Annotated in this window: 14 protein-coding genes; 5 read left to right on the top strand and 9 right to left on the bottom strand. The window is 43.5% G+C overall.

Annotated elements, in window-relative coordinates:
• Positions 1-48 precede the first annotated feature (48 nt).
• Positions 49-1,206, top strand: coding sequence for a TlpA disulfide reductase family protein (locus AAFN85_RS03990; RefSeq protein WP_347525665.1), 1,158 nt, complete (start codon positions 49-51; stop codon positions 1,204-1,206).
• 141 nt (positions 1,207-1,347) lie between these two features.
• On the opposite strand, the gene AAFN85_RS03985 is transcribed toward AAFN85_RS03990, so the two are convergent.
• On the bottom strand, positions 1,348-1,932 hold the full coding sequence (locus AAFN85_RS03985; RefSeq protein ID WP_347525664.1) for a hypothetical protein: 585 nt from the start codon (positions 1,930-1,932) through the stop codon (positions 1,348-1,350).
• Positions 1,933-2,104: 172 nt separating this feature from the next.
• Here AAFN85_RS03985 and AAFN85_RS03980 point away from each other — a divergent pair, with 172 nt between their 5' ends.
• From AAFN85_RS03980 to radA, 3 genes are all read left to right on the top strand, one after another.
• Positions 2,105-3,124, top strand: a complete 1,020-nt coding sequence (locus AAFN85_RS03980; RefSeq protein ID WP_347525663.1) for a hypothetical protein — start codon at positions 2,105-2,107, stop codon at positions 3,122-3,124.
• Entirely contained in the window at positions 3,054-5,360 is a 2,307-nt protein-coding gene (locus AAFN85_RS03975) for a hypothetical protein (protein ID WP_347525662.1), read from the top strand. The genes AAFN85_RS03980 and AAFN85_RS03975 overlap by 71 nt, the downstream gene beginning before the upstream one ends.
• Before the next feature lie 146 nt (positions 5,361-5,506).
• Complete coding sequence (gene radA / locus AAFN85_RS03970; protein ID WP_347525661.1) at positions 5,507-6,925, top strand: DNA repair protein RadA; 1,419 nt, start codon at positions 5,507-5,509, stop codon at positions 6,923-6,925.
• A 410-nt stretch (positions 6,926-7,335) separates the two neighbouring features.
• Here radA and AAFN85_RS03965 read toward each other — a convergent pair whose 3' ends face one another.
• Positions 7,336-8,709, bottom strand: coding sequence for an NHL repeat-containing protein (locus AAFN85_RS03965; RefSeq protein ID WP_347525660.1), 1,374 nt, complete (start codon positions 8,707-8,709; stop codon positions 7,336-7,338).
• 191 nt (positions 8,710-8,900) lie between these two features.
• Here AAFN85_RS03965 and AAFN85_RS03960 point away from each other — a divergent pair, with 191 nt between their 5' ends.
• Positions 8,901-9,368: a DUF4920 domain-containing protein gene (locus tag AAFN85_RS03960; protein WP_347525659.1), complete on the top strand. Its 468-nt coding sequence runs from the start codon at positions 8,901-8,903 to the stop codon at positions 9,366-9,368.
• A 2-nt stretch (positions 9,369-9,370) separates the two neighbouring features.
• On the opposite strand, the gene AAFN85_RS03955 is transcribed toward AAFN85_RS03960, so the two are convergent.
• From AAFN85_RS03955 to AAFN85_RS03925, 7 genes are all read right to left on the bottom strand, one after another.
• The gene (locus AAFN85_RS03955) at positions 9,371-9,829 is read right to left on the bottom strand and encodes a hypothetical protein (protein ID WP_347525658.1); all 459 of its coding nucleotides are present in this window, start codon (positions 9,827-9,829) and stop codon (positions 9,371-9,373) included.
• A gap of 58 nt (positions 9,830-9,887) precedes the next feature.
• A complete protein-coding gene (locus tag AAFN85_RS03950) occupies positions 9,888-10,535 on the bottom strand; it encodes a hypothetical protein (RefSeq protein ID WP_347525657.1) in 648 nt (215 codons plus the stop codon).
• Positions 10,536-10,635: 100 nt separating this feature from the next.
• On the bottom strand, positions 10,636-13,452 hold the full coding sequence (gene carB, locus AAFN85_RS03945; RefSeq protein WP_347525656.1) for a carbamoyl-phosphate synthase large subunit: 2,817 nt from the start codon (positions 13,450-13,452) through the stop codon (positions 10,636-10,638).
• 206 nt (positions 13,453-13,658) lie between these two features.
• Positions 13,659-13,865: a sterol desaturase family protein gene (locus AAFN85_RS03940; RefSeq protein WP_347525655.1), complete on the bottom strand. Its 207-nt coding sequence runs from the start codon at positions 13,863-13,865 to the stop codon at positions 13,659-13,661.
• A gap of 23 nt (positions 13,866-13,888) precedes the next feature.
• Positions 13,889-14,329: a hypothetical protein gene (locus AAFN85_RS03935; protein WP_347525654.1), complete on the bottom strand. Its 441-nt coding sequence runs from the start codon at positions 14,327-14,329 to the stop codon at positions 13,889-13,891.
• A 27-nt stretch (positions 14,330-14,356) separates the two neighbouring features.
• Positions 14,357-15,124 (bottom strand): SDR family oxidoreductase, encoded by a 768-nt coding sequence (locus AAFN85_RS03930; protein WP_347525653.1) that lies wholly within the window; start codon positions 15,122-15,124, stop codon positions 14,357-14,359.
• Between the two features lie 144 nt (positions 15,125-15,268).
• On the bottom strand, positions 15,269-16,984 hold the full coding sequence (locus AAFN85_RS03925; RefSeq protein WP_347525652.1) for an IlvD/Edd family dehydratase: 1,716 nt from the start codon (positions 16,982-16,984) through the stop codon (positions 15,269-15,271).
• Positions 16,985-17,054 lie beyond the last annotated feature (70 nt).

Here is a 17,054-nt window from a genome sequence, read left to right as displayed (position 1 = left end):
GGATTTTACAGTAAATAAAATTTACCTTTGGATAAACCTACCTATAAAATGAAACAAATCACGGTATTACTGATTAGCCTATTCATCTCCTTTTTTGCATATGGGCAAAACAAGGCAGCCCTAAGCTTGCAAAAAACTGTTGATAAAGTACAGTCTTTAAAAACCTTAAGCTATAGCTATCATTTAACGCAAAAAAATCCGCTTAGCGAGGGAGATACAAATTATATCAACATGCGTTGCCTGCTCAAGTTTAACGCACATGGTTTGACAAAGCAAAAACGAGATAAAACTATTTCAGGGAAAGGACAACCTCAATTTGAAGTTGTTTTAAGGAATGATACCCTTTACCAGCTTGATTTGGATGATAGTACCTATAGCTTTCACACAAAACCAGAAGCAGACCAAGTAAACTTGGGTATGATGTCGGTTATTGAGCAGATCCAGTATGCGCTTGAAAAGAACCGGCCAAATATTTTTCAAAGAAAAGACACAGTTATTAACGGCCTGAGCTGTAGTTACTTTTTCATAAAGAGCTTTGACGAGATGGTAAATGGCAGGCACGATTTTACTTACGATTACGTAGCCATTAATAAAGCTACACTCCTCCCTGTATTTTTTAAAGAAATTGGTGCAGGCATTACCGAAAAAGGGGGACAAACTATTGGGCGGTTAACTTTCTTTGAAGAGGCTCACTTTACCAACATCAAAATTAACCAGGCAATACCGGCTAACGCACTAAATTTTGATTTGGCTTCATTTAGTTTACAAAACAAACAGCTGCTTACTGAGGGTAGTATGGCCCCTGCCTTAAAACTAAAAAACCTGCAAAATAAAGATGTACCCCTTACCGATTTTAATAACAAGATATTGCTAATAGCCTTCGATGCTACCAATTGCGCGGCCAACGCGCTTGCCAACCCGGTATTAAACAGGATAAGCAAAAAATACGCCTCGTCAAATTTCTCTATCGTAAGTATTTTCACTTCTGAAGCTGCGGATAAGGTATCAAAATATAAAGAGGCTAACCATCTTGAATTTCCAGTTTATTTAGGTGTATTACAAACAAAAAAGGCATTCAAAACTGTGGGAACACCTAATTTTTACCTTGTTGATAAAGATGGTCGCATTGTTAAGAGTGTAGATGGTTATAACGATGACATGGAGAAGGAGTTGGTGGCAAAAATTGACGAGGAATTGAAAAAATAGCTATAGATAATCACCGCACCGGTTTTTTTATTCTCTTAACTGGTCGAGGCTTGAAGATTAAACTGGAGGAATGATATAGTTTAATCAGCTTTACCGGTTGCAAATACACTTCAGCACATCGCGTTTATAAATCGGGTAAGCTTATATAGTAAATCCACGTACATATATTTTCATTTCGGGATATGTTAGTAACACCGGCTTTACCCTTTTATCCAATAGAAACTTTTGTTTTATATCCATCCATTCTTGGTAATCAACATCAATGAAACCATCTTCAAAATCCATCATGGTTTCTTCCGACTTTATCAAAACATTCCATTGCCTGTGCAAATAATCAATCACACTTTTTAAACAATTACGGTCCTTTTTAGCGATGATGATATTTAAAACTATTTCGATTATATCTATCTCTATATACTTATAAGTGAATTTGATTAAAGTATAATATGAAAACACATTGGTGAAGTTCTCGCTGAGTGTTATTAAATTATCCAGCTTAATATCTTTCCATATTTCTGGCAGGCAGGCAAATAATTGGGTAACATAAAGATCATTAACCATCTCTAAATTGTAATACAGGAAAGAGAGAGTATTATAAGACTTGATCTCATCTAAATGTTTTTCGAGAAACTTCCTGTCGACCGGGTGTATCTCTGATTCGTCACCAGCTTGCTCTGCCAGTGAATACACATAGTTTTTCAATTGATTATCAAGTACCAAGTTCATTTTTGCGATTTGGTTTATTTTTTTACTGGTCGAAGTTACGCTATCGCTGAACTTCGACCAGATGAGTTTATAATTTTATTTATTTCTCAAACCATACCTCCTTTTTACCGTTTGGCATATACCGGCAGTTTAACTTAAAAATCGCTTAATTTGCCGGTAGCTACCTGCCAATATGTACAAATACTACCTAAGCTGTGTCACCGTTTTATTGCTGTTCTCGGCCTGTAAAAAGCCAAACAACAATACCACAGCCTTCTACTATTGGAAAACCGGCTTCAATCTTAATCAACAGCAAACCGACTTATTACATCAAACCGGCAACAACGCGTACATCCGCTTTTTTGATGTAACCTGGAATGATAGTTTGCACCGCGCTTATCCAAACGCCATTGTACAGTTTAAGCAACCAGTAAATGGTATCAATATCACCCCGGTTATCTATATCACCAATAAAACATTCCAAAACATTGCCGATACAGCTATAAACAGCCTCGCCCAACATTGCGATAAACTGGTAAATGATATCGCTTTTCAAAACCATATCAACTACAGTAAAATACAGGTAGATTGCGATTGGTCGCTCACTACCCGTGGCAAATATTTTGGTTTTCTCAAGGCTTTTAAAAAGCTTAACCAAAAGCAATTACAGGTTACCATCCGCCTGCACCAGGTTAAATATAAAGGGCGAACAGGTACCCCCCCTGCCGATGCCGGTGTGTTGATGTTTTACAATATGGGCAAGCTTAACGCGGTACCTGATCAGCCTAACTCAATTTATAACCCGGACGATGCTGATAAGTATGCCGGTTATATCAGTTCTTATCCATTTAGGTTAGATATTGCCTTGCCATTGTTCGGCTGGGCTATCCATGTGCGCGATGGACGGGTTATACAAGTGTATGGTAAAATAGGGCATCAACAACTGGATAACCGGGATAATTTCGAGCAAACCCGGCAAGCTAATAATTACCGCGCCAAACAGAGTTTCTTTTTAGAAGGTATCTATATCAAACAAAATGATATTTTTAAACTTGAAGAAACGGACATTAACACGTTAAACACCGCCGCAACGCAACTAAATAAAAACCTGCCTCATCAGCAAAATAAAACCATCATCTACTATGAACTGGCCAACATCGATTCGTCAAAATTTAACGCGGAAGCACTTAAGCAGGTTTCTGCTCGTCTTTAGTTTTTGTACCGTCACCACTACTGGGGTGATCTGGGCCTGCGCCGATTCGGACGATTCGGATTACTCAGTTTTCGCGCCTGAATATTTTGTTAATAAACAGTACTCGCCTTTCTTTTATTCCAGCTACTACGAGTATTATGGCATTGGTTATGCCGAAAGCAGTAATACGCAATACAATGATATTATAGTTAACGAGTGGGATGCCCGTTTCAAACATCAGTTTGCTAAAGCCTCGCTGCAATTTTTATTGCTGAAAGCTACACCGGGCCAGGTTGATACAGTTTACCGAAAGTTTACCGGTACACTTAAAACCTTGCCGACCAGGTACCCCGCTATAAATACAGGACTGGTTACTCATGATCTGTTAAATTCTTTTTATACCTATCTTAAACTGGCCAAAGCCGCCGAAGCATATGCTGTAAACGACGACAATTATAGCTGGGATAAGGTAACACCGAAACACTCGCCGGCCAACATCGAAAACATGCTGGTTAATGCTTTTAATAAAGAAACCGAACAATTTATTAAACAACGCCTTTGGTTTCAGATGGTGCGCTACTATTACTTTAACAACACTGGTAAAAATGATAAAACTGTAAAGGTGTTTGAGCAGTATAAAACAGCTTTCCCTAAAAACCTTACCTGGTACCGTACTATGGGTTATGTGGCCGGCTATTACTATCAGCAAAAAAACTATGCGTTATCCAATTACCTGTATAGCCTGTGTTATGATTATACCTATAATCTTAAAATCCCCAATTACTGGAGTTTCCATCCGCAAAATGAAAGCGACTGGCAGGCTACTTTAAAATTAGCTCAAACACCACAGGAGAAAATTACGCTATGGCATTTGTTGGGCGCACAATATGACGAAGGCCGGGCTATTAAAGAGATCGTAGCCATCGATCCAAAATCTGAAAAACTTGATCTATTACTTAGCCGACTCATCAACATCCGGGAAGCAGGGGGTGGTTGGGCAGAAACTCCACAACAAACAGACTCGGTGCGTAAAGTGAAAACCTACAACAAACGCCTTGTTGAAAGTATCGCTCTAAAAAATAACACCGCCAAGCCATATTATTGGAACCTGGCAGCCGGTTACCTTAACTTTTTAGATAGCAACTACATGGCTGCCGGTAAGTTTTACGCGGCCGCTAAAAAGCAAATACCTGCAGGCGATAAAATGCTCACTGCCCAAAGTAAACTACTGGATATTTTGCTGTATGTTAAAAGCCTGAAGAAAATAGATGCCACTGCCGAAGGCAACTTGGTTGAACCCTTAAACTGGTTGGCCAACCTGCGCGATAACAAAATTGAGATAACTAATTTAAGGTTCAGCGACGCCCTTGCCGGTTGCACGGGCACTATAGCCAGGCTATATAAAAAGCAGGGCAACTCCATTAAACGAGTTTGTTTTGATGCTGATGGCGATAATGATACTCGTGCTTTTTATACGGATAGCGCTAACGTTACGCATTTCATTAACCTAATGAACAAGCCTACAAAAACACCATTTGAACAGGCCATGCTTCGTTATTACCACTATAGCGTTGATAACCTTTACTATCACCAGGGCATTATGCTGGCCTACAAACAGGAAACGGAAAAAGCCACAACCTGGCTTAAAAAAATGAAGCCAGACACTACCACACTTCTGGGAAACCCTTTTAACGGGCGATTGGTTGATTGCCACGATTGTGACCATGCCGCGCCGCAAAAGCAAAAATTTACCGCACTTAGTTTTTTGCAAACACTTAATAATATGCAAACAGAAATTAAGGCCGGCAAAAACGTATATCGCAATGCTTACCAGGTAGCAAACGCCTATTACAACATTACCTACTACGGAAATGCGCGGATGTTTTATGAATCGGACCCGGTACCAGCCGGGCCAACAAACAGGTATTATTACGATAACGAAGAAAAGATGGACAACATGATCACCTCCATGCAAATTGCAGCGAAGTATTATGAACTTGCCCGCAAAAATGCAGCTACCGGCGAACAGCGCGCCCGCTGCACCTTTATGCTAAGCAAATGTGCCCTTAATGATATTTATGGCGATCCGGAATTTAAAGGCGGCGACAAGTTTACCGATATAACAGGCAGCCAAACCGTAATGGATAAATACTACAGCTACTTTGCCGAGCTAAAAGAAAAGTATAATAAAACGGCTTACTATAAAGAAGTACTAAAGGAGTGTGGATATTTTAGAGAATACGCAGACAAGAAATAATATAACCAAACGAATAAGACTTGCGAAGTTTTAAAAACTTCGCAAGTCTGGATCTGTTAGATAACATGTTGGCATTACTAATTAATTTAGTAAAAATCAAAATAATCTGCATATTTGCACATCTGTAATCTGCATATCCAATAATAATGGCCAAATCCAAAATCGCTTATTTCTGCCAAAGCTGTGGCTTCGAATCGCCTAAATGGCTGGGTAAATGCCCTTCGTGCCAGCAATGGAATACTTTTGTTGAGGAGGTGATAGAAAAAGGTGGCAGTTCGGTGCCGGCATGGAAACCATCGTCAACCAGTCAGCAGCGGGCTAACAAGCCGGTGCAGGTGGCCGATATTACTTACACCGAAGAGAACCGGATACCTACACCTGATAAAGAATTTAACCGTGTTTTAGGTGGAGGCATCGTACCCGGATCGCTGGTATTGATTGGCGGGGAGCCCGGCATTGGTAAATCAACCCTGATGCTGCAGTTGGCGCTCAATATGCCTCACCAAAAAGTATTGTATGTATCGGGCGAGGAAAGCGACAAGCAGATCAAGATGAGGGCTGAAAGGTTAGCACCACATTCTCCGCAGGGAGAAGCCATTGGCGAAAGTGCTTATATCCTTACCGAAACATCTACCCAAAACATTTTTAAGCAGATAGAAACCCTGCAGCCGGATCTGGTAGTGATCGATTCGATCCAAACCCTGCATTCGGCGCATATCGAATCAACACCGGGCAGTGTATCGCAGGTAAGAGAATGTACTGCCGAGCTGTTGCGTTTTGCCAAAGAAACTTCAACACCCGTTTTCCTGATAGGCCATATCACTAAAGATGGCATGATTGCCGGTCCCAAAATACTGGAGCACATGGTTGACACCGTTTTGCAGTTTGAGGGCGACAGGCATCATGTGTACCGCATTTTACGCACCATCAAAAACCGTTTCGGCTCAGCATCTGAATTGGGCATCTACGAAATGATGGGCGAAGGCCTGCGCGAGGTTTCTAACCCTTCCGAGATCCTGCTCTCCCATCGTGATACGCCTTTGAGCGGTGTTACCATTTCGGCTACTTTAGAGGGCATGAGACCAATGCTGATAGAAACCCAGGCATTGGTAAGCCCATCGCCATACGGCACGCCTCAGCGTACCGCAACCGGCTTTGACACCAAACGAATGAGCATGCTGCTTGCTGTATTAGAAAAGCGCTGCGGTTTCAGGCTTGGCGTTAAAGATGTTTTCCTGAATATAACCGGAGGGATCCGGGTTGAAGATCCGGCTATTGACCTTGGTTTGGCTGCGGCGATCATATCCTCGCACGAGGATATCCCTATCCCTTTTAAAACCTGTTTCGCGGGCGAGCTTGGTTTATCGGGCGAGATCCGTGCAGTAAACCGGGTTGAACAACGCATTGCCGAGGCGCAGAAGCTGGGCTTCACCCAGATCTTCATCTCCAAATATAATCTCCCCGCCAGCGGTCAGGATAAAAAGCGCATGGATCTGTCGCGCTATAATATCGATATCAAAATTGTCAGCACTATTGAAGAGGTGTTTAATTTGTTGTTTGGGTGATGATTTAAGCACGCAAAGGCGCTAAGCCGCAAAGTTTTTCTTTAGAAAGCTGCTACAATCATATAAAAGTCGTCATTGCGAGGTACCAAGCAATCCCCAAGAGGCAGAGGGACTAAGCAAATCTGCCCTATACACTACCCATGACATGTTTAAAAATGGGTGTCATGCTGAGCTTGTCGAAGCATGGTGGGTGGCCTCTGCGCGCGACCCTTCGACAAGCTCAGGGTGACAGGCCCGCCCGCCTAATGTCATACTTCCTTCAATGGCTCAGCTTTTATTATCTGCAATGATGCCCGGGGGACATATCAATTTCATTTAATCCTTTTTAATAATTTTCTAAACAAAAAAGCCCCATAGCTACATCCTCAACGGAAGCTGCTATGGAGCTTAATATTTTTTATTGAATAAACCTACGGCAAGGTTATCTTACGCACACGGTTATTATAGTAATCAGAAATGTAAACGTTTTTACTTGCATCAACTGCAATACCTTGTGGCGAGTTAAACTGGGCAGCGTCGCCAGTGCCTTCAGCGTAACCGGCTATACCTGCTTTACCTGCAACAACTTTTAACACTTTGTCTTTAGTTATTTCCAAAATGCGACCATTCTGATCGGCTACAAACATATTACCCGAAGCATCAAATGTAATTGCCGATGGCGAACCAACAAAATCGGTACGTTTGTTACCACCTGCAAAAGTGGTTACCACACCTGCTGTAGTAACTTTACGGATGGCGTGGTTTAAAGCCTCGGCTATGTAAAGGTTACCAGCCGCGTCAATAGCAATACCATTAGGTTTGTTAAATGTTGCGCTGGTATTTGTAGCATTATCATAATAACTTGCACCACGGCTGCCTGCAAATGTAGTTACCACACCAGCTGGCGTAATTTTGCGGATCAGGTTGTTACCCTGATCAACCACAAATATATTTCCCGAAGCATCGATAGCCATGGCACGTGGGTTGTTGAATGTTGCTTTGATACCGGTAGCATCTGTGTAACCGGCATCGCCGCTACCTGCAAAAGTACTTACAACACCGGCAGGAGTGATTTTACGGATATTGTTGTTTCCGTAATCAGCTACATAGATATTTCCGCTGGCATCAGTAACAACACCTTGCGAAGCATAAAACCTGGCATCTGTAAGGCTTCCGTCAACATAACCTATTTCTCCGTTACCGGCTAACGTTGTAACATTGCCTCCCAGTGTAAGCTTACGGATAGCGCTGTTATATGAATCGGCAACATAAAGGTTACCATCCGTACTCAAAGTTAATCCCTGCGGCCCGTCGAACGCGGCGGCTTCGCCCAATCCATCTAAAAAATCCTGGTTATTACCGGCCAGTGTTGTAACAGTACCTCCTGCCGGGGCTGTGCCATCGCTTGTAGTAAACTGAACCACTTTACCGTAACCGGTACCTGCACTGTTAGTTGCATAAGCACGGGCATAATAAGTTGTTTTAGCTGTTAAGCCTTTTAACTTGGTAAGATATGCCAACGATAACACGGTGTCCTGTGTTTTAGTATCAGCTGTGGTTGGGGTTTGATTGGTTGTGCTATAGCAAATGCCATAAGCACTCAAAGTTCCATCTGTTTGTGCATTAAATAAACCGCCGGTGTAAGCTATTGTACCATCGGTAGCTGGCACTACTACATCCATAGTAGTCATATCTGGTACGGTAACCGGGGTAGCCGTACCGCTTTTACCGCAGCTTGTAATTGCCAAAGCAACCACAGCTAAAAAAGCGGCAAATAAAAAGGTCTTAGTAAAGTTTCTTTTCACGAGTCAGTTTAAAGTTATTATGAGTACGCATGCAAAATTAACTTATCAATACGTAGCAAATTGCCCGAAAGTAACATTTTAACAATTATTAACATACTTATTACATCAATTATCGACATATAAGTAAAAAACATCGGTAAACCAGTACGATACCAGTCAACTTTTTTGCAATCGGTATGTTATCAATTGGTATGAAAAAGTTGATCCCTTTCATCCTATTGGCACTCTTTTCGGGCACAATTGAGGCCCAGAAACACACGCCTATTCCCCATGGTATGGTTTACGGACAAAAGCCCGATACCACCGTAATGATGCCCGCCTCAAAACTGGAAGATTTTATGGGAAAGAAAACGCGTATCACCACCGCCATAGCAGGCAAGGTAATCAGGGTGACCAAACCCAATGGCGGTTGGTTTGAGCTTGACGCCGGGAAAGGCAGGGTGATTGCCGCGCATTTTTATAACGCTGGGGTTAGCATCCCGAAAGAACTGGCAGGCCGAACAGTAATTATCTCGGGCATTGCCGCCAAACAGTTCATCGCGGATGATCTGCAACACTTAGCAGGCGATACAGTTAGCGGGAAAAAGCAACATAAGGTTAAAACCGACCCTAAACGGGTTGTGACTTTTGAAGTAAAGGGATTAGTGGTGGATAAATAAACTTATTCGAGCCTGGTAAACGAAAAGCTATAAATAAGCCGGAAACCAGCCACGGGTGTAGCCCGGTCTTTTTTCAGGTAATCGCCATGAAAGTTAAGATCCAACGTTTGGTGACGACCCGATGCAAGGATAAACCCCACTCCTCCTGTACCGCCTACGCCGCTGTAATCTCCATCAATATGGCCAAAAGCGCCAGCCGAAGCGTAAATTGTTTTGTTAAAGTAATACCGGGCAGATAACCCGGCATGTGCTATATAAGGCACTTCTATACCTAAATAAGGTGTAATGCTCACAACTTTGGTTACCTTAATTTCGCCCTGTAAAAGGCCGCCGTAACCGTTGCTATTTTCGCGGGAGGTATTAAAGCCAAAGCCAATACCTATGGCATTTTTGGCTTGTGCGTTAGCTTTTATTGTTCCGCATGCAACCAGAACAATAAACAGGATAAAGATTGTTTTCAAAGCAGGATATTATTGATCGTCAAGGTTAACGATATTGCATTAACCTTGACGACAATATCTATGCGTTTGTTACAATAAGCTGCTTTAATTTTTCAGAAACTTCGTTTTTGTTTACTGCCGATGCTTCGCGCTTACATTTAATGTAATGCTCACGAGCAATCTTCTCAGCCAAATCGCCGATGGTTTTGATGTGCATCTCTTTACCAAGGCGGCCGGCCAGTTGCAGGCCTAAACCGGCAACAATTATCCCGGCAATACCAATAGCAAGGTAATAGAAAGCGAACACAAAACTTACCACCAATAGCATAGTAAACGCGTTCACTATCCACTGTTTTGGCTTAAGCAATTTGATCTCGAAACCCATCTCTTCTTCTATAGCTGCAATGGCTTCAATACGGCTATCGCGCGGAAAAAGATCTGTAAGCTTAGTTTGGGGTTTTATGATGTCATTATCATGGCCTGCAGAGGCATGAATAGCATTACGAAGTTTGTAAAATGCCTGCTGTGTGGTACAGCCATCATTAGTTTTTTTAACTTTTTCAACCACTACATCGCACAGTTTACCAAAGTTTTGCACTTCGTTGGCCGGTGTATCGTTTAAACTGATGTTAAATGATTTTTCAATTTTCACTAAAACATCGTTCATATCCTCAGGATCAACACTTTTTAGGTTGATGGCCTGATCATTAGCCGAATTAACTTTCAATCTATAACAACTAAATACAACAATAGTGAACCTGCAATTAGGGTTGCAGGTTCACGTTATTAGCATTTAAACTACAAAAGACCGTAATTTAATGTTTTAATTATCTGCTCAAATACATCGATTTCTCTTTGTACAAAGTCCTGAAGTATGGATCCTGCAGGTTAGGGATAAAGCGGATAGCCTCACCTGTCGATTTCATTTCCGGGCCTAACTCTTTAGTAACTTCCGGGAATTTATCGTGCGAGAACACCGGTTCTTTGATGGCATAACCCCAAAGCTTGCGCTCGATAGTGAAATCGCTCAGTTTGTTAACCTCAAGCATAACTTTAGCAGCTATGTTGATGTAAGGCACATCGTAAGCTTTAGCAATGAACGGCACAGTACGTGAAGCACGTGGGTTGGCTTCAATTACATATACTTTATCATCCTTAACGGCAAACTGTATGTTAAGCAAACCGCGCACGTTAAGGGCTTTGGCTATCTTTTTAGTATATTCTTCAATCTGGCTGATCACATTGTCCGACAGATCGAACGGTGGCAATACAGCGTATGAATCGCCTGAGTGAATCCCGGCAGGCTCAATGTGCTCCATGATGCCTACAATGTGGGTATCCTCGCCATCGCTGATCGAGTCTGACTCGGCTTCGGCAGCACGGTCAAGGAAGTGGTCGATCAGTACACGGTTGCCTGGCAGGTTGCGCAGTAAGCTTACTACAGCTTTTTCCAGGTCTTCATCGTTAATTACGATGCTCATGCCCTGTCCGCCTAATACGTAGCTTGGACGAACCAACACTGGGTAACCAACTTTGTGAGCTACTTCAAGGGCTTCTTCAGCGCTTTCGGCAACACCGTATTTTGGATATGGGATACCAAGGTCTTTCAACAGGTCTGAGAAACGGCCACGATCTTCGGCAATGTCCATGTTATCGAACGATGTGCCGATAATTTTGATGCCGTGCTCGTGCATTTTCTCAGCCATTTTAAGGGCTGTTTGGCCACCAAGCTGAACAATTACACCGTAAGGTTTTTCCAGCTCAATGATCTCGCGAACATGCTCCCAGTAAACCGGCTCAAAGTATAGCTTATCGGCCATGTTAAAGTCGGTTGATACGGTTTCAGGATTACAGTTAACCATGATGGCCTCAAAACCAGCCTCTTTAGCGGCAAGTAAGCCGTGTACACAGCTGTAATCAAACTCAATACCCTGACCAATACGGTTAGGGCCCGAGCCTAATACAATGATCTTTTTCTTATCAGATGAGATCGATTCGTTCTCGCCCTCGTAAGTTGAATAGTAATATGGAGTTTTAGCCGGGAACTCTGCAGCGCAGGTATCAACCATTTTGTAAACGCGGTGCATACCTAAGGCCTTGCGGCGCTGGTAAACGTCCTCTTCGGTTACGTTACCCAAAATATGGGCTATCTGTACGTCAGAGAAACCTCTTTGTTTTAGGTTGAACAGGAACTCTTCAGGAACGTTGTTCAATGAATAACGGCGCAGTTCAGTTTCCAAATTAACCAACTCCTGGATCTGATTAAGGAACCAGCGGTCAATTTTAGTTACTTTACGTACCGACTCCAAAGGAACACCAAGGCTCAGGGCATCATAAATGTGGAACAACCTGTCCCAGCTTGGATGTTCAAGGCTGGCCATGATCTCTTCCAGGTTACGGCTCTGGCGACCGTCGGCACCTAAACCGGCACGGCCGATCTCTAAACTCTGACAAGCTTTCTGTAAAGCCTCGGTAAAGCTGCGGCCAATGCCCATTACTTCACCTACCGATTTCATTTGCAGGCCGAGTTCTTTGTTGGCACCTTTAAATTTATCAAAGTTCCAACGAGGTATTTTAACGATCACATAATCCAGCGTTGGCTCAAAGTAAGCCGAAGTGGTTTTGGTGATCTGGTTTTCAATTTCGTCAAGGTTATAACCTATAGCCAGTTTAGCAGCAATTTTAGCGATCGGGTAACCGGTAGCTTTTGAAGCCAATGCTGATGAGCGTGATACACGTGGGTTGATCTCGATAGCGATGATTGACTCGTCGGCCGGGTTTACCGAAAACTGCACGTTACACCCACCTGCGAAGTTACCGATGGCACGCATCATTTTAATGGCCTGGTTACGCATTTCCTGGTAGCAACGATCGCTCAGGGTCATGGCCGGGGCCACGGTGATCGAGTCGCCGGTGTGGATACCCATTGGGTCGAAGTTTTCGATAGAGCAGATGATGATCACGTTATCGTTACCATCACGTAACAGCTCCAGCTCATACTCTTTCCAACCTAAAACCGCCTGCTCAACCAAAACCTCGTGGGTTGGTGAAGCCTGCAAGCCGCGGCTCAGAGCAGCGTCAAACTCTTCTTTTTTGTGCACAAAGCCTGCACCTTTACCACCTAAGGTATAGCTTGGGCGGATAACCAGCGGAAAGCCGATCTCTTGCGCTGCTTCTTTACCTTCTAAAAACGAGTTGGCAATTTTTGATTTTGCTACGCCTACACCGATATCAACCATTAACTGGCGAAATGCTTCGCGGTTTTCGGTTTTTTCGATGGCTGCAATGTCAACACCAACAATTTTAACACCGTATTTTTTCCAGATGCCGCGTTCGTCGGCTTCTATACAAAGATTGAGCGCTGTTTGGCCACCCATGGTAGGCAATACGGCGTCGATCTGTTGCTCGGTTAAAATTTTCTCGATGCTTTCGCAAGTTAGCGGCAACAGGTACACGTGATCACCAATAACTTTATCCGTCATGATAGTAGCCGGATTGCTGTTAATGATAGAAACGGTAATACCTTCGTCTTTAAGGGAAAGGGCGGCTTGTGAGCCGGCATAATCAAATTCACATGCCTGGCCAATAATGATCGGTCCTGAACCGATAATCAGGATGGATTTGATGGAGGTGTCTTTGGGCATAGGGCTTTTATTTTTAAAAAGTTCCAAGTCAAAAGTCCATTGTCAATCGTGACGATAAACTGTTATACCTATGCGCTGAAAGCCAGGAAATCCCGACCTCAGCGTCGGGGTGCAAAGATAGAGTTTTAACAAACACGATTTATGTTTTTTTTCAGATTTAATATTAGCACTTATGCACATCTTAAAATTTTAACATTACGGTAAGTTTAAGCCTCTTTTCGGTATGTAAAACCGCAGGTTGTTGTAAACTCCCTTGGCTTGCTATAAGTGCCAAAAATAATGTCCCACCAAACTATGTCGCCGTAGTTATTGCTATGCTTTTCGCACTCGTAATGAATGCGGTGCGTCTCGGGCCGTTGAAATATGTAGCCTACCCATTTAGCCGTTTTGATATTGGTATGATAAATAGCCATGTTTTCAAACTTCTACACATCGCTCAAAAATTGGAAATCAATCTGGCTGCTATTTTTTTTACTGAATAAAAGCGAAGCAATAAAAGAAGACCAATAAAGGCAGCCATTAACAAAGGTTCCCAGCTAATAGTAATACAAGCGCAAAACACAGCTAAAAACATCAACACAATTTCGGCGGTCATGTCTACATGATATATTAGCTTGACAATGGTCTTGTCCTCTGCCATTGATACCTCAAATACGCCTTCTTCTAACATTTTAAAGGGCTTGATCCCATCATTAAAAATGTAATTGCTGTTGTAATCAAATTTGATCATATTATCAGTTTGACTTGTAATACGGTAGCGGGATTTAATCAGCTCGCTGGCTATGTTTTCCAAAACAGCTTCCGGCGGTAAAAGTGTCCAGGTATCAGCCTGATATGTTCGGTTGGTATATTCAAAAAGATCTATATTATTAAACATTTATGTTATGATGCAATTGCTGGTAAATCAATAAGGCGAAGTGCTAACAGCCGTCCATCCGCCATCAACAATAATATTTTGTCCGGTGATATGCCTTGCACCAGGCGAAACTAAAAACAATACCGCGTTGGCCACATCTTCAACTGTAGCCGCCCTGCCCATCGGGGTAATGCGTGCCCAGGTATCTTTATAGCTGGCGTCTTCTGTAGTACGCTCGGTTAGGGTGGCTCCGGGGGCAACAGTGTTTACCGTGATCTGGTGCTGACTCAGTTCAACAACCAGGCTTTTGGCCAGCATTTCTAAAGCGGCTTTGGTCATGCCGTAAGCTGCAAGATCCTGATGTGCCTGGTGCCCCGTAACCGACGACATGAAAAGGATACTCCCGCCCGATTTTTGAGCGATGATCTGCCGCGCCGCCCTTTGCGCCAAAAAGAAACTGCCTTGCAAATTAAGGTTCATTACACTTTGAAGCGATTGTTGAGGATAATTTAAAAAATCACCAAAAAGTGTGATCCCGGCATTGGCAATAGCTATGGTGAGTTTGCCAAAGCGCCCCACCGCTTCATCAACCATTTGTTGTATAAAATCAATGTTTGAGGCATCGCCAGCAAAGGGATGGCAACTACCGCCGAGAGCTTTAATAGCTTCTGATGCCTGGTTAGCCAACTCTTCGCTCAAATCATTAAGTAATACATCGGCACCGGCAAGGCTTAGTTGCTTGGCTATTTCAAAGCCGATGCCCTGGCCTGCGCCGGTTACTATGGCTACCTGGTTAGTGAATTTATTAGGTATCATTTTGGATTGATGTTATAATAATTAAAAATGGGTGTTATGCTGAGCTTGTCGAAGCATGGTGGGTGGGCCTCTGCGCGCGTCCTTCGACAAGCTCAGGATGACAGCCCAGCACGCATCACAATCGGTGTTTACAAATCTCCTTCCTCAATGCGAATCTCTCGCCACTTCGCTCCCCGAGCTACCTTTCAAAAAATCCAGATCGGCACCAAGATGCGCTTGCTCAACATGGGTTTGATACAAGTAAGTGTAACCCCGTTTACTAATGTGAGTATCCAAAATCAGTGTTGATTTGCGCGCGGCTATCTCTTCATCACTCACATGCAGATGCAAAACACCGGAAGGTACATCAAGCGTGATCATATCTCCATTTTGTACAATGGCAAGCGTGCCGCCGACCGCAGCCTCGGGCGATACGTGAAGCACCACCGTGCCAAAACCGGTACCGCTCATTCGTCCGTCAGAGATGCGCACCATATCGGTAATGCCTTCGTCCATCAGTTTTTTGGGGATCAGCATATTGCCAACTTCGGGCATACCAGGGTAGCCTTTAGGGCCCGCGTTTTTTAATACCAATACGCTGTCTTTATCTACTTCCAGGTCGGGATCATTAACACGATGGTTAAAATCTTCAATATTTTCAAACACCACCGCCCTACCGCTGTGCTGCATCAAAGCCGGGCTTGCTGCCGATGGCTTCATCACCGCGCCGTTTTCGCAAAGGTTCCCTTTGAGTACTACTATGCCTGCAATAGGATTAAATGGGTTTTCTATCGGCGATATCAGTTCGCGGTTAAAGCATTCCGCGTTTTCATAGTTGTGTGATATGGGATTCCCGGTTACCGTTATGGCTTCGCTGTTAAGCTGGGTATGAAGTTCTTTCATCAAAGCAGGCAGGCCTCCGGCATAATAAAAATCTTCCATAAAATATTTACCCGATGGTTGCAGGTTTGCCAGCAATGGTATTTTACGAACGGCGGTATTAAAATCATCCATGGATAAATTAACACCTACCCGCCCGGCAATCGCCAATAAATGGATAATAAAATTGGTTGATCCGCCAATGGCCGCGTTAACCGTAATGGCATTTTCAAAAGCCTGGCGGGTAAGGATATCTGATAGTTTCAGATCTTCCCTCACCATATCAACAATACGGTTGCCGGATAAGTGAGCAAGTGCTTTACGCCTCGAGTCGGCGGCGGGGATAGCCGCATTTCCGGCAAGGGAAAGTCCTATTGATTCTACCATACACGCCATTGTAGAAGCCGTGCCCATTACAGCGCAATGCCCCTGGCTGCGGGCCATGCAAGCCTCGGCTATGTACATATCCTCATCGCTCATCTGGCCGGTTTGGTGATCGGCAAAAAAGCGCCAGATATCTGAGGTGCCTATATCCCGGCCACGGTATTTGCCGGTAAGCATCGGTCCGCCGGAAACTACAATGGTAGGGATATCCACACTACTTGCACCCATTACCAGCGCAGGAGTGGTTTTATCACAGCCACAAAGTAGTACCACACCATCAACCGGGTTGGCGCGGATACTTTCCTCCACATCCATACTTACCAAATTCCGATATAGCATGGCGGTTGGCTTGATCAATGTTTCACCTAACGACATTACCGGAAACTCTACCGGGTAACCGCCCGCTTCATAAATCCCATTTTTTACAGATTGGGCCAACTCGCGGAAATGGGCGTTACACGGCGTAAGTTCCGACCAGGTATTGCAGATGCCTATCACTGGCTTGCCCTGCAACTGGTGTGCCGGGATACCCTGGTTTTTCATCCAGGCGCGATAAATAAAACCGTCTTTACCCTGCTTGCCAAACCATTGCCGGCTCCGTAGCGGTTTATCCTCCATAAGGTGTATGTTATTAATTGGTTGTATAACAAATATAGATTTCTGTAAATCGTTTAAGCAATTATGCACG

It is taken from the genome of Mucilaginibacter sp. CAU 1740 (assembly GCF_039839285.1).
GTDB lineage: Bacteria > Bacteroidota > Bacteroidia > Sphingobacteriales > Sphingobacteriaceae > Mucilaginibacter.
This window is presented reverse-complemented; position numbering and strand designations above follow the sequence as displayed.